Raw genomic sequence first — 14,120 nt, forward strand, 5'->3', positions numbered from 1 at the left:
GGGGCCTGGTGTGTGGACGTAAAGCGAAGCAGTCCACACACCAGGCCCCGGAGGCCCGTCACCGCACCCGACAACCACCCGCCCGCCGCAGGCGCAACGGCGAGCCAGCAACAAACACCACCTCAACCCACGCCCCGCGCAGCGGACCCGAAACAACGCGAGCCACCACGGCGGGAAAGCCGAAAACGTGGGAAAAGCCAAGGCGTCAGAGACGCCGCAAGGGCAGGGGGGCGCCCATCACCGCGTACGGCGTGGGCGCGCTCGGGAAGAGAACGCGGCGGGCCAGATCCTGGTAGCCGAGGGAGCGGTAGAGACGGCGGGCGGGGCTCTCGGTGTCGATGGCCGACAGGATGGAGCGGGGTTCGGTGGCCTCGTCGGTGATGCGGGTGATCAACGCGCGGCCGATGCCGCGGTGCTGGTGGGCGGGGTGGACATGCAGCTCGGTGATGGTGAAGGAGTCGTCGAGCCAGTGGTCGAGGCCTTCGCCGCGGAGGTAGGGCTCGACGACGGTGGACCACCAGTGGGTGCGGTCGTTGGGCATGCCGTAGACGAAGCCGGCCAGCCGGCCGTCGGGGGTGGTGGCGCCGAGCGCGCGGGCGCCGGGGCAGCGGAGGTGGCGCAGCACGATGTGCCGGCGGACGGCGACCTCCTCGTCGCTCAGGCCGAAGGCGAGCGCCTGGACGGCCAGCGCGTCGTCCACGCGGGCAGCGAGATCAAGGGGGCCGACCGCGACGTCATCCATGCCCGGAGCGTACAAGGCGGTGCGTCAGAACAGTACGCTCATGAATGCTCCGACTTCCTCGAAGCCGACCCGGCGATAGGAGGCGCGGGCCGCGGCGTTGAAGTCGTTGACGTAGAGGCTGACGACGGGGGCGACGTCGCTGAGGGCGTAGCGCAGCACGGCGGCCATGCCGGTCTCGGAGAGGCCCTTGCCGCGGTAGGCGGGGTCGACCCAGACGCCCTGGACCTGACAGGCCCGCTGGGTGGCGGCGCCGATCTCCGCCTTGAAGATGACCTTGCCGTTCTCGATGCGGGCGAAGGAGCGGCCGGCGCCGACGAGTTCGGCGACCCTGGCCTGGTAGAGCAGCCCGCCGTCGCCGGCCATCGGGGAGATGCCGACCTCCTCGGTGAACATGGCCACGCACGCGGGCATGATCAGGTCCATCTCGTTCTTGCGGATGCGCCGGACGTACGGGTCGGGGGCGATCTCGGCGGACGGCGCGGTGGTGACCATCAGCGGCTGGTGGGCGCGGATCTCGCGGGCCGGGCCCCAGTAGGGCTCCAGGAGCGACCAGAGTGCGGCGGTGGCCTCCGCGGGGCCGACGATGGACGAGCAGCGGCGGCCCTGGCGGCGGGCGCGCTCGGCGAAGCCGTGGACGGCCTCGGGGGTGGCGCAGACCGGGACGAGGTTGGCTCCGGCGTAGCAGAGCGACTCCAGGCGGCCGTCCACGTACCAGCCCCACATCTCGCCGCCCAGCCGCCACGGGTCGAGGCCGGCGATCTGTACGCGGGCGGCGACGAAGGCGTTGGCGACCGGATCGCGGTCGAGGACCGCGAGGGCGTCGTCGAGCTCCCCGGGCTCGAGGACCTTGATGGCGGTGGTCGTCAGCACGTGTCGGAAAGCCTCACCGTTACGGGCCTGGGAGGCCAGGCGGGAGCAGGTCTTGGCACTTTACCTCGCGCCTGCGGGGAGCACCCGGCCGCTGCGGGGGCGGATCGTCCCGGGCAGCGCGGAGCCCCGCGGCCCGGGGTGGGCGGCGGGGCTCGGCGGTGGTGCTGCGGTGGGTCAGCCGGCGATGGCGACGGTCGGCTCGCCGGAGGCGATGCCGTCCTTCTCCATCTGCTCGGCGATCTTCATGGCCTCTTCGATGAGGGTCTCGACGATCTTCGACTCGGGGACGGTCTTGATGACCTCGCCCTTGACGAAGATCTGGCCCTTGCCGTTGCCGGAGGCGACCCCGAGGTCGGCCTCGCGGGCCTCGCCGGGGCCGTTGACGACGCAGCCCATGACGGCGACGCGCAGCGGCACCTCCATGCCCTCCAGGCCCGCGGTGACCTCGTCGGCGAGCTTGTAGACGTCGACCTGGGCGCGGCCGCAGGACGGGCAGGAGACGATCTCCAGGCGGCGCTGGCGGAGGTTGAGCGACTCCAGGATGGAGATGCCGACCTTCACCTCCTCGGCGGGCGGCGCGGACAGCGAGACCCGGATGGTGTCGCCGATGCCCTCGCTGAGCAGCGCGCCGAAGGCGACCGCGGACTTGATGGTGCCCTGGAAGGCGGGTCCGGCCTCGGTGACGCCGAGGTGCAGCGGGTAGTCGCACTGGGCGGCGAGCTGCCGGTAGGCGTTGACCATCACGACCGGGTCGTTGTGCTTGACCGAGATCTTGATGTCGCGGAAGCCGTGCTCCTCGAAGAGGGAGGCCTCCCACAGCGCGGACTCGACGAGCGCCTCGGGCGTGGCCTTGCCGTACTTCTGCAGCAGGCGGCGGTCGAGGGAGCCGGCGTTGACGCCGATCCGGATCGGTGTGCCGGCGTCGCCCGCGGCCTTGGCGATCTCCTTGACCTGGTCGTCGAACTGCTTGATGTTGCCCGGGTTCACCCGGACCGCGGCGCAGCCCGCGTCGATCGCGGCGAAGACGTACTTCGGCTGGAAATGGATGTCCGCGATGACCGGAATCTGCGACTTCCGGGCGATCACGGACAGCGCGTCGGCGTCGTCCTGCGTCGGGCAGGCGACCCGCACGATCTGGCAGCCGGAGGCCGTCAGCTCGGCGATCTGCTGCAGCGTCGCGCCGATGTCGGACGTGCGTGTGGTCGTCATCGACTGCACCGAGACCGGTGCGTCTCCGCCCACGGCGACCGGACCGACCTGGATCTTGCGGCTGACCCGGCGGTCGGCAAGTTTGGTCGGTACGTCCGGCATTCCCAGTGAAATGGCAGTCATCTGGCGAGCAACCCCAAGGTGTGGATCTAGGCCCCGCAGCGGCGGGCTCCGGTCTTCGAGATTACGGCACAGGAGTCGCGGCAAGCACATCGCGCCCGTGTCGCGCCACGAACGGGGACGGCCGGGCACCTCCAAACGCCACAGAGGTGCCCGGCCGCCGCCAAACGTGCTTTCTAGGTCAGCTTCACCGGATTCACCACGTCGGCGACGAGCACCAGCAGGGTGAAGCAGATGAAGATCCCGGCGACGACGTAGGCGACCGGCATCAGCTTGGCGACGTCGAAGGGGCCGGGGTCGGGACGCCGGACGATCTTGGCGAAGGCCCGCCGGACGGACTCCCACAGGGCGCCGGCGATGTGTCCGCCGTCCAGCGGCAGCAGCGGCAGCATGTTGAACAGGAACAGCGAGAGGTTGAAGCCGGCGACCAGGAAGAGCATGGTCGCCACCCGCTGCTCCGGCGGGATGTCCAGCGCGAACACCTCGCCGCCGACCCGGGCCGCGCCGACCACGCCCATCGGGGAGTCCTGCTTGCGCTCGCCGCCGTTGAAGGCCGCGTCCCACAGGTCCGGGACCTTGGCGGGCAGGTTGACCAGGGAGGAGACTCCCTGCTCGACCATGTTGCCCATACGGTCGACGGACTGGCCGAAGGACTGCTGGACGACGCCGCTGGCCGGGGTGAAGCCGAGGAATCCGGCGGTGACGAATTCGCCGGCGACGTAGCCGCCGTGGCCGTCGGTCCTGGCGACCTTGTTCTCGATGAGGTCGGCCTGCAGGGTCTTGCGTGCCCCGTGCCGCTCGACGACCAGCGTCGCGGGCCCGGTGGTGTCGCGGATCTGCTCCTGGAGGGCGCCCCAGTCCGGGACGGCGTGGCCGTTGAACGAGACGATCTTGTCGCCGGCCCGCAGGCCGGCGGCCTTCGCCGGGGAGTCCTTGGCGCCGGCCGGGCACTTGTCGGTCTTGGCCGCGGCCGAGATCACACACTCCGAGACCGAGCCGACCTGGGTGGTCTGGGTGTTGATCCCGAAGCCCATCAGCACGCTCATGAAGATCACGACCGCCAGGATCAGGTTCATGAACGGCCCGGCGAACATCACGATGACGCGCTTCCAGGGCTTACGGGTGTAGAAGAGCCGCTTCTCGTCGCCGGGCTGCAGCTCCTCGAAGGCCGCCGAGCGGGCGTCCTCGATCATGCCGCGGAACGGCGAGGTGGAGCGGGCCTGCAGCTTTCCGTCGTCGCCGGGCGGGAACATGCCGATCATCCGGATGTAGCCGCCGAGCGGGACGGCCTTGATGCCGTACTCGGTGTCGCCCTTCTTGCGGGAGAAGAGCGTCGGCCCGAAGCCCACCATGTACTGCGGCACGCGGATGCCGAACATCTTGGCCGTGGAGAGGTGGCCGAGTTCGTGCCAAGCAATGGAGAACAGCAGGCCGACGACGAAGACGACTATGCCGAGGATGGTCATCCAGGTCGTCATGCGCGAGCCTCCGAAGGTGTCCGTGCCGCACGGGCGGCCAGTTCGCGGGCGCGGGCGCGCGCCCAGGTTTCCGCTTCCAGGACGTCCGCGACCGTCAGGGAAGTTCCCCGCGCGGGCGTGCCGTGCTCGGCGACCACTGCGGCGACCGTATCCACAATCCCGGTGAAGGGCAGCCCGCCCTTGAGGAACGCGTCCACGCATTCCTCGTTCGCCGCGTTGAAGACGGCGGGGGCGGTGCCACCCAGATCACCGACATGGCAGGCCAGCGGGACGGAGGGGAAGGCCTCCTCGTCCAGCGGGAAGAAGTCCCAGGTCTGCGCCTTCGTCCAGTCCACGCCCGGGGCTGCGTCCGGGACCCGCTCGGGCCAGCCGATGCCCAGGGCGATCGGCATCCGCATGTCGGGCGGGCTGGCCTGGGCGAGTGTGGAGCCGTCGGTGAACTCCACCATCGAGTGGATGTAGGACTGCGGATGGACGACGACCTCGATGCGGTCGAAGGGGACGTCGTAGAGCAGGTGCGCCTCGATGACCTCCAGGCCCTTGTTGACCAGGGTCGCGGAGTTGATCGTGATGACCGGCCCCATCGCCCAGGTGGGGTGGGCCAGCGCCTGCTCGGGGGTGACCTCGGCCAGCTCGCGCCGGGTGCGGCCGCGGAACGGGCCGCCGGAGGCGGTGACCACCAGCTTGCGGACCTCGGAGCGGTCGCCGCCGGCGAGCGCCTGGAAGAGCGCGGAGTGCTCGGAGTCGACGGGGATGATCTGGCCGGGCGCGGCGAGCGCCTTGACCAGGGGGCCGCCGACGATCAGCGACTCCTTGTTGGCCAGCGCGAGCACCCGGCCCGCCTTGAGGGCGGCCAGCGTGGGGGCGAGCCCGATGGAGCCGGTGATGCCGTTGAGGACGGTGTGGCAGGGGGACGCGGCCAGGTCGGTCGCCGCGTCGGGGCCGGCCAGGATCTCGGGCAGCGGCTCGCCCGCGCCGTAGCGGTCCGCCAGCGCCGTACGCAGCGCCGGCACCGCGTCCTCGCGGGCCACGGCGACGGCGGCCACCCGCAGCTGGTGCGCCTGGTCGGCGAGCAGCTCGACCCGGCCGCCGGCCGCGGAGAGCGCGGTCACCCGGAACCGGTCGGGGTTGCGCAGCACGAGGTCGATCGCCTGGGTGCCGATCGATCCGGTCGAGCCGAGGACCACGATGGAGCGGGGGCCGTCCCGGCGCGGGGCGGCCGGCTCGAAACGCAGGTGCGGATGGGCGAGGGAGTCCGTCATGGGGTCCATTGTGGCCGGTGGACCTGTGGACCAGGACACCTAGGGCGCTTCTTCCGGATCATGCTGCGGCGGCGGGCCGTGCGGGACATGCCCCAGGGCCGGTCCGGCGGATCGCTGGCGGACCGGCCCTGGGCGTGCGGCCGAGGGACGTTCAGCGGATGGGACGCCGGACGTTGTCGGTCATGCTCGGGCCCGGAGTGGCGTCGGCGATCCAGGGGCCGTCGCCGCTGGGGTCGATGATGCCCTCCTCCAGCCAGGTGTAGGTGCCGTCGAGGACTCCGGAGACGACCTTGCGGTCGAGTTCGTCGGTGTTGGACCACAGCCGGCCGAACAGCTCCTCGACGCGGACCCGGGCCTGCCGGCAGAACACATCGGCCAGCTGCTGCGCCTCCCGGCCGTGGTCACCGGTCTCCCGCAGGTACTCGGCCCGCACACAGGCCGCGCTCATCGCGAAGAGTTCGGCGCCGATGTCGACGATCCGGCCGAGGAAGCCCTGCTTGGTCTCCATCCGGCCCTGCCAGCGGGACATCGCGTAGAAGGTGGAGCGGGCGAGCTTGCGGGAGGTCCGCTCGACATAGCGCAGATGGCCCGACAGCTTCCCGAACTCCTGGTACGTACGCGGGAGCTGGCCCGGTCCGGCGACGAGCCTGGGCAGCCAGCGGGCGTAGAAGCCGCCCGCCTTCGCCGCCGCCCGGCCCTTGTCGGCGAGGGTCTTGTCGGGGTCGATGAGGTCGCCGGCGACCGAGAGGTGGGCGTCCACGGCCTCACGGGCGATCAGCAGGTGCATGATCTCCGTGGAGCCCTCGAAGATCCGGTTGATGCGCATGTCGCGCAGCATCTGCTCGGTGGGGACCGGGCGTTCGCCGCGGGCGGCGAGCGAGTCGGCGGTCTCGTAGCCGCGGCCGCCGCGGATCTGGACCAGCTCGTCGGCCATCAGCCAGCCCATCTCGGAGCCGTAGAGCTTGGCGAGGGCGGCCTCGATGCGGATGTCGTTGCGGTTCTCGTCGGCCATCTGGGAGGACAGGTCGACGACCGCTTCGAGGGCGAAGGTCGTGGCGGCGATGAAGGAGATCTTGGCGCCGACGGCCTCGTGCCTGGCGACCGGCCGGCCCCACTGCTCACGGGCCGCCGACCACTCGCGGGCGATCTTCAGGCACCACTTGCCGGAGCCGACGCACATCGCGGGCAGCGACAACCGGCCGGTGTTGAGGGTGGTCAGGGCGATCTTCAGGCCGGCGCCCTCGGGGCCGACGCGGTTCGCGGCCGGGACGCGTACCTGGTGGAAGCGGGTGACGCCGTTCTCCAGGCCGCGCAGGCCCATGAACGCGTTGCGGTGCTCGACGGTGATGCCGGGCGAGTCCGCCTCGACGACGAAGGCCGTGATGCCGCCCTTGTGGCCCTCGGACGCGGGCACCCGCGCCATCACCACCAGCAGGTCGGCGACGACCCCGTTGGTGGTCCACAGCTTCACGCCGTCGAGCACGTAGTCCGTGCCGTCCGGGACGGCCATGGTCGCCAGCCGGGCCGGGTCCGAGCCGACGTCCGGCTCGGTCAGCAGGAAGGCCGAGATGTCCGTCCGGGCGCAGCGGGGCAGGAAGGTCTCCTTCTGCTCCTTGGTGCCGAACAGCTTCAGCGGCTGCGGTACGCCGATCGACTGGTGCGCCGAGAGCAGCGCGCCGATGGCGGGGCTGGCGGTGCCGACCAGGGACAGCGCCCGGTTGTAGTAGACCTGGGTGAGGCCGAGGCCGCCGTACTTGGGGTCGATCTTCATCCCGAACGCGCCGAGCGCCTTGAGCCCGTCGACGGTCTCGTCCGGGATCTGCCCCTCGCGCTCGATCCGGGCGCCGTCGACCTCGTTCTCGCAGAACTCGCGCAGGGTGGCGAGGAACTTCTCGCCGCGGCGCACGTCGTCGACCGCCGGGGTGGGGTGCGGATGGATGAGGTCGAGCCGGAAGCGCCCCAGGAACAGTTCCTTGGCGAAGCTGGGCTTGCGCCAGTCCTGCTCGCGGGCCGCCTCGGCGACCTGGCGTGCTTCGCGCTCGGAAACGTTGCGGATGGATGGAGCGGTCATCAGGAGCTCACCTCGCCGCTGGGTCGGGAGTTCAGCGCCGGCGGGCCGGTCGGCCGCTGGACAGCGCTACTTGTGAGAGTTACCCGATCCGCACGGGTTGCACCACTGGAGCTACCGGACACAGTGGAGTGCCGGGACCATCGCACACCAAGCGGGACATACCCCCCACCCCCGGGCCCGGCCGGCCGGCCGCCCTCCGCCCTTCGGGGGGTGCGGCCTACCGCGAACGGTGTACCCGGGGCGGTGATTCCCCCCTGTGGTTCCGCCGCGGCTCCCTCTCAGACAGGAGGAAGCGGAGGGGACCCGTCCCGTACGGTCAAGATCCCGGCACGGCGGGGAGACCGCGCCGGGTACAGGGGACGCGGCGCGCTCCGGAAACAGGGTGCCGGAGCGCGCCGCGTCGAGAGCGCCGGGGGCCCGCCGGCCGGGCCCGGACGGCGATACGGCCCAAGGGACGGCCGTCGCTGTCCACCGGTCCGGGCCGGGCCGGTGGGTTACAGGGCGAGTCCGGTGAGGACCATGACCCGCTCGTAGGTGTAGTCGTCCATCGCGAAGCGCACGCCCTCGCGGCCCACACCGGACTGCTTGACGCCGCCGTAGGGCATCTGGTCGGCGCGGTAGGACGGCACATCGCCGATGATCACGCCGCCGACCTCCAGCGCGCGGTGGGCGCGGAAGGCGGTCTGCACGTCGTGGGTGAACACGCCTGCCTGGAGGCCGAACTTGGAGTCGTTGACGGCCGCGAAGGCCGCCGCCTCCCCGTCGACCTTCCGGAGGGTGAGCACCGGGCCGAAGACCTCCTCGCAGGCGAGGGTGGCGTCGGCGGGCACGTCCGCCAGTACGGTCGGCGCGTAGGAGGCGCCGTCGCGCTTGCCGCCCGCGAGCAGCTTCGCGCCGCGCTCCACGGCCTCGTCCACCCAGGACTCGACGCGCTTGGCGGCGTTCTCGTCGACCAGCGGGCCGACCTCGGTGGCGTCGTCCGACGGGTCGCCGGTGACCTGTGCCTCGACGGCCGCCACGATCTTCGGCACCAGCCGGTCGTAGACGGAGGCGTCCGCGATGACCCGCTGCACCGAGATGCAGGACTGGCCGCCCTGGTAGTTGGAGAAGGTGGCGATGCGCTGCGCCGCCCAGTCCAGGTCCGCTTCGGAGGAGTAGTCCGGCAGGACGACGGCCGCACCGTTGCCGCCGAGCTCCAGGGTGCAGTGCTTGCGCGGCACCGAGTCGAGGATCGCGTAGCCGACCTTCTCGGAGCCGGTGAAGGAGACCACTGGCAGCCGCTCGTCCTGGACCAGCGCCGGCATCCGGTCGTTGGGCACCGGGAGGACCGACCAGGAACCGGCCGGCAGCTCGGTCTCGGCCAGCAGCTCGCCGAGGATCAGGCCGGAGAGCGGGGTGGCGGGGGCCGGCTTGAGGATGATCGGGGCGCCGGCGGCGATGGCCGGGGCGATCTTGTGGGCGCAGAGGTTCAGCGGGAAGTTGAACGGGGCGATGCCGAGGACCGTGCCGCGCGGGAAGCGGCGGGTCAGGGCGAGCCGGCCGGCGCCGCCCGCGTCGGTGTCCAGGCGCTGCGCCTCGCCTCCGTTGAAGCGGCGGGCCTCCTCGGCGGCGAAACGGAACACGGAGACGGCCCGGCCGACCTCGCCGCGCGCCCACTTCATGGGCTTGCCGTTCTCCGCGGAGATCAGCCGGGCGATCTCCTCCGTACGCTCCACCAGCCGGCGGTGCACATGGTCCAGGGCGGCGGCGCGCACATGGGCGGGGGTCGCGGCCAGCTCGTCCTGGACGGCGACGGAGGCGGCGACGGCCTCCTCGACCTGGGCCTCGGTGGGGACGCTCACCGTGCCGACGAGACGTCCGTCCCAGGGGGAGGTGACATCGAAGGTGGCCTCGCCGGTGGCCTCGCGGCCGGCGAGCCAGAAGGCGGTGGGGGCTGCATCAGTGGGGATCGGCACAGTGGAACCCGGCCCTTCAGACGTGGTGGGTGGTGCGCATGGCTCTGGGAGCGTCTCTGCGGTGTTGACTCTGGCTCCACGGTAGGGGTGCGGCGCCCTCGTGGCGTTTGTCCGAAGCGGCGTAATCACCGCGCCCGTCTCTCCGCGGTGGAAGGGGCGGACGGGGCAGACCCGGGGCGCGCGGAGGCGCGGGCCCCGTACGCGCCCGCGCCGGTCCGCCCGGAGGCGGTCACCTGCGAGGAACGCGCGGGACGCGGGCCGCCCTCACTCCCCCTGCGCCGTTCTCACTCCCCCTGGGGCGCCGAGGTCGCCTTGAGCGCCAGCCACAGCTCCATCCGCACATCCGCGTCGTCCAGCGAGCGCCCCAGGATCTCCTCGACCCGCCGCATCCGGTAGCGCAGGGTGTGGCGGTGCACTCCCAGGTCGGCGGCGGCCGCGTCCCACTGGCCGTGCCGGGCGAGCCAGGCGCGCAGCGAGGCCACCAGATCGCCGCGGCCGGTCGCGTCGTGCTCGCGCAGCGCCCGCAGCAGCCCGTCCGCGAACGCGCGGACCGCGTCGTCGGCGAGCAGCGGCAGCACCGACCCGGCCGCCACGTCCTCGTGCTCGACCAGCGCACGGCCGCGCCGCCTGGCCACCGACAGCGCCTGTTCGGCCTGGCGGTAGGCGTTCGCGGCGGCGGTCGGCCCGGTCGGCGCCGACAGCCCGGCGGCGAGCCCCTCGCCGTGGCCCGCCGCTCGCGCCGCCCGGCCGCGCGCCCGCGGCTGCCGGCCCGCACGGGCCTCGGCCTCGGCGGCGTACGCGGCACAGGCGTCCGCGGCCGCCCCGCCGTCCGCGACCAGCACGACCAGCCGGCCGCCGTCCGGGACGGCGAGCACCGCCTCACCGGTCCGCGCGGCCGCCGAGTCCATCGCGTCGGCGAGCCCGTCCAGCACCCCCACGGCTCCGGCGCCCGACGCCACCCCCGAGGACGGCTCGTCGCCCGCCACCGGCTCGGCGACCACCACCCGGAACGGGGCGTCCAGCAGCCCGCCGTAGAGCCGCCCGGCCACCGCCCGCGCGTGGTCCGGCTCCCCCGCGAGCAGCATCTTCAGCACCGCGTCGCCCAGGCGCTGCTCGGCGTCCTGCAGCGCCCGGGACCGCTCGGTGGTCAGGGTGAGCAGGGCGACAGCGGAGTGCACGGCATAGCGTTCGGCGGTGCCCAGCGGCGCCGCGGTGCCCACCGCGAGCACCCCGCGGGCCCGGCGCCCGGTGCCCAGCGACTGGAGCTCGACGCGGTCGTCGCCGTCGGTGTCGCTGACGACCGAGCTGGCGGGGGCGGGCCGCTCCCGCAGCCGCCCGACGTCGTCGGTCAGCCGGGCCGCGCGGCGGGCCGCCCAGTCGGGGGCGGCGGCCACCACCGCGCCCGACGCGTCGTAGAGCGCCGCCCAGCCGTCCAGATGCGCCGCGAGCCGGGCCAGCAGCTCGGCCGGTCCCTCGGTGCCGAGCGCCGCCCGGGTCAGCTCCCGCTGCGCCTCGAACCCCGCCGTCACCGCGCGGTACTGGTCCGCCGCGACGGCCGCCGACACCGCCTTGCTGATCGCGATGAACGGCGTCCTGCGCGGCACCCCGAGCAGCGGCAGCCCCTGCTCCCTGGCCGCGTCGACCAGCGCCTGCGGCACGCCCTCGTAATTGACCCCGACCGCGAACCCCAGCCCGACGACCCCGGCCTCCGCGACCCGCCGCACATACCGCCGGGTCGCCTCCGCGTCCTCCGCGTCCAGCTTGAGCGCGGTGATCAGCAGCAGCTCCCCGCCCTCCATGTACGGCACCGGGTCGATCAGCTCGCTCGCATGCGCCCAGCGCACCGGCGCCTCCAGCCGCCCCTCGCCCGCGAGCACGGAGAGCTTGAGCGCGGTGTGGTGGACCAGGGAGGCCAGGGTGTGCGGCATGGGACCTTCATGACGTCGACGACTGCGAGGGACGACCGGACGGCAACCGGCCACGAGCCGGCCGGTGCCGCCCGACACCCGATTGTTTACGCCGCCACGTATGAACGGCCAGTCCCGATTCTGCCTCAACGGCGGAATCGACCGGGACCCCACACTTTCCGGCCCCTCCCCGCGGGCCACACGTCACCCCCGGCCGTACAGGCCCGGGGGCGCCCCCTCCCTCCAGCTCAGGACCGCAGATCCACCAGCACCGGCGGCGCGTGCTCCCCCGCCACCGACGTCACGGACAGCACCGCATGCCCCGGCGGCACCGAATTGGCCAGATCCGAGGCGGACCAGCGCTCCCGCTCGACGGTGCGGACGGTGACGGCTTTGGCGGTGGCCGCCTTGCCGGTGACCAGTTGGCGCACCATGTGGAACGCCTTGCCCGCGGCACTCTCCGCGATGATCTGCCGGTCGGTCACATCGCGGGTCTCCACCCACTCCTTGCCCCACACCTCGGCGAACCGCGCGCCGTCCCAGGTCGTGACCCCCGCGAACGCCATCCGGCAGCCGACGGCACCGAGCAGCGCGCCGCGCAGCGGGTCGGGGACCTCGTCCAGCGAACGCAGGGTCAGGACCGCGCCGGCATGCGCCGAGCGCAGCCGTTGCAGCCCGCGCAGCGCCTCGGCCGTGATGGTGTGCGCGGCCTCGTCGATGACGAGGCACGCGAACAGCGAACGGTCGCCACGGGCCACCGCGCACTCGGTGAACTGCGCCAGGACCAGCCGGGCGAGAATCCGCGAGGCCTCCGCGTGCCCGCGCTCCGGCAGCTCGATGCGGACCCGCAGGGGGTGGTCGAGGGAGCGCAAGGAGACCTGGCGGGTGCTTCCCGTGGGGTCGAAGAAGGCGGCGAAGGCGGGCCGGTCGAGCAGCGCGATGCGGTCGGCGAGCAGGACGGCGACATCACCGGGGCGGTCCGACTGCCGGGCACGGGCGTCCAGTTCGCGCAGCAGGGTGTGGTCACCGATGCCCTCCAGCGCGGTGCGCAGGGCGGCCGTCGCCCGGGGCGCGCCGTCCAGCAGTTCCCGTAGTTCGGGCACCGTGGGGAAGCGGTCGTGGGCGGCCCTGAAGGGGCCGAGCAGCTGGGACAGCGCGGTCGCGGCGCGCCGGCTGTCACCGCCGGGCAGCTGCTCGGCCAGGTCGCCGACCAGCGCCTCGGCGAGGATTCCGGACGCCTCGTCAGGGTCGGTGGTGCCGCCGTACAGGTCGAGATCGCACTCCGGGTCCGGGCGGCCGACCCTGACCACCACATCGAACGCGTCATCCGGTCCGAGGTCCGATCCGGCCGGGCCGACGGCGATCACCGCGCACTGTCCGGCCAGCGCCTGCAGACACATCGACTCCACGACCGGCCGGACGACACGGGTGGTCTTGCCGCTGCCCGCGGGGCCCACGGCCAGCAGCGAGGTGCCCAGGACAGCGGGCGACAGCGCGCTTCCCGCGCCGCGGTGCTGATACGGGTTCCGCGGGTGTTCGGCGGTGGTGCCGATCCGGACCTGATGGGCGAGCAGATCGTGGTGGGCGCCCCTGCGGGTCAGATCGCGCAGCCCGGAAGGGTGCGCACAGGCGGCCGCACCGTGCCGGAGCACGGTGTCGGTGAAGGAGGCGACGGAGTTCTTGCCGGACCGCACCGACTGCCAGGCACGCTCGATCCTGGCCACGTCCACGTCGTTCATCCGCCCGGCCCGCGCCTCGGCCGCGAGCTTGTCGGCGGCATCCGAGGCACCGTGGGCCCGCAGGTCGGGCCACTGGGCGGGGTCGGCGGCGGGGTGGGATGTGGGGGCAGCGGGGGTTCGGTTGCGGAAGCGACCGACAAGCGGCCCCAGGGAGCGGCGGAGGAGCTCCGGCCAGCGTCCCATTCGGCCGAAGACGACGGCCAGGAGCGCAAGCACCAGCCCGTAGTAGATGTAGGTGGCCCAGACATAGGCCATCTGGTTGCCGCCGGCCATCCGCCAGGATTCCGGCGTGAGCAGCAGCAGCGGCCAGAGCCAGTAACCGCCGAGGTAGCTGTTGACCAGCAGCGACCACAACAGCCATCCGCACAGAAACGAGATCACCGCGCCGCTGATCAGCTGCCGTCCGGGGACCCGGTCGGGTTCCTGTGCGGCGCGGGGCCGGTGGCCGTAGGTCCAGATGCCGGGTGCGGCCGCGGGGCGCGGGGTGCGCAGCCAGCTCAGCACCGGCGGTTCGGCGGCCGCGGGGCCGCCGGGCGCGGTGCCCGGAGGGCCGGCCGGCATGGCCGGTACGTTCGGCGGGGCTGCGGGCGGAGTGCGCGGTGCCGCGGCCGGTGGGGCGGGAGGTGCCGCGGGACGCGGCACGGTGGGTTCGGGTCGGTGTGCTCCGCCGGACGGCTGGGGAGCGGTGTGCTGTGCGTCGTGCGTGCCCTCGGTGTCCATCCGGTGACCCTTGTCCCCCTTGAGCCGTGGCCTGCTGCGTGGTGGTG

The 14,120-nt window shown here is 72.9% G+C and carries 9 protein-coding genes; all 9 read right to left on the bottom strand.

Features of this window, described 5'->3' with window-relative positions:
* Positions 1–205: 205 nt before the first annotated feature.
* The gene (locus ACGFN2_RS27555) at positions 206–742 is read right to left on the bottom strand and encodes a GNAT family N-acetyltransferase (protein ID WP_362604112.1); all 537 of its coding nucleotides are present in this window, start codon (positions 740–742) and stop codon (positions 206–208) included.
* 24 nt (positions 743–766) lie between these two features.
* Positions 767–1,612: a GNAT family N-acetyltransferase gene (locus ACGFN2_RS27560; RefSeq protein ID WP_362604114.1), complete on the bottom strand. Its 846-nt coding sequence runs from the start codon at positions 1,610–1,612 to the stop codon at positions 767–769.
* Between the two features lie 174 nt (positions 1,613–1,786).
* On the bottom strand, positions 1,787–2,944 hold the full coding sequence (gene ispG / locus ACGFN2_RS27565; RefSeq protein WP_362604116.1) for a flavodoxin-dependent (E)-4-hydroxy-3-methylbut-2-enyl-diphosphate synthase: 1,158 nt from the start codon (positions 2,942–2,944) through the stop codon (positions 1,787–1,789).
* A gap of 173 nt (positions 2,945–3,117) precedes the next feature.
* Positions 3,118–4,419, bottom strand: a complete 1,302-nt coding sequence (locus ACGFN2_RS27570; protein ID WP_393365101.1) for a M50 family metallopeptidase — start codon at positions 4,417–4,419, stop codon at positions 3,118–3,120.
* Complete coding sequence (gene dxr / locus ACGFN2_RS27575) at positions 4,416–5,681, bottom strand: 1-deoxy-D-xylulose-5-phosphate reductoisomerase (RefSeq protein WP_362604118.1); 1,266 nt, start codon at positions 5,679–5,681, stop codon at positions 4,416–4,418. Before dxr ends, ACGFN2_RS27570 begins: the two co-directional genes overlap by 4 nt.
* 151 nt (positions 5,682–5,832) lie before the next feature.
* Positions 5,833–7,752 (bottom strand): acyl-CoA dehydrogenase family protein, encoded by a 1,920-nt coding sequence (locus ACGFN2_RS27580; RefSeq protein WP_362604120.1) that lies wholly within the window; start codon positions 7,750–7,752, stop codon positions 5,833–5,835.
* A 494-nt stretch (positions 7,753–8,246) separates the two neighbouring features.
* Positions 8,247–9,707, bottom strand: a complete 1,461-nt coding sequence (locus ACGFN2_RS27585) for an aldehyde dehydrogenase family protein (RefSeq protein WP_362604122.1) — start codon at positions 9,705–9,707, stop codon at positions 8,247–8,249.
* Positions 9,708–9,991: 284 nt separating this feature from the next.
* Positions 9,992–11,635, bottom strand: a complete 1,644-nt coding sequence (locus ACGFN2_RS27590; RefSeq protein ID WP_362604124.1) for a PucR family transcriptional regulator — start codon at positions 11,633–11,635, stop codon at positions 9,992–9,994.
* Between the two features lie 227 nt (positions 11,636–11,862).
* Positions 11,863–14,073 carry an ATP-binding protein gene (locus tag ACGFN2_RS27595; RefSeq protein WP_393365104.1) on the bottom strand — a complete coding sequence of 737 codons (2,211 nt, stop codon included), beginning with the start codon at positions 14,071–14,073 and terminating at the stop codon, positions 11,863–11,865.
* Between the last annotated feature and the right edge of the window lie 47 nt (positions 14,074–14,120).

This window comes from Streptomyces sp. NPDC048612 (genome assembly GCF_043199295.1).
Classification (GTDB): Bacteria; Actinomycetota; Actinomycetes; order Streptomycetales; family Streptomycetaceae; genus Streptomyces.

Bases quoted from the DNA above. Each gene is read 5' to 3' on its own strand.
- ACGFN2_RS27595 (WP_393365104.1), bottom strand. From the start codon at position 14,073: ATGGACACCGAGGGCACGCACGACGCACAGCACACCGCTCCCCAGCCG.
- ispG (WP_362604116.1), bottom strand. From the start codon at position 2,944: ATGACTGCCATTTCACTGGGAATGCCGGACGTACCGACCAAACTTGCC.
- ACGFN2_RS27580 (WP_362604120.1), bottom strand. From the start codon at position 7,752: ATGACCGCTCCATCCATCCGCAACGTTTCCGAGCGCGAAGCACGCCAG.
- dxr (WP_362604118.1), bottom strand. From the start codon at position 5,681: ATGACGGACTCCCTCGCCCATCCGCACCTGCGTTTCGAGCCGGCCGCC.
- ACGFN2_RS27590 (WP_362604124.1), bottom strand. From the start codon at position 11,635: ATGCCGCACACCCTGGCCTCCCTGGTCCACCACACCGCGCTCAAGCTC.
- ACGFN2_RS27555 (WP_362604112.1), bottom strand. From the start codon at position 742: ATGGATGACGTCGCGGTCGGCCCCCTTGATCTCGCTGCCCGCGTGGAC.
- ACGFN2_RS27570 (WP_393365101.1), bottom strand. From the start codon at position 4,419: ATGACGACCTGGATGACCATCCTCGGCATAGTCGTCTTCGTCGTCGGC.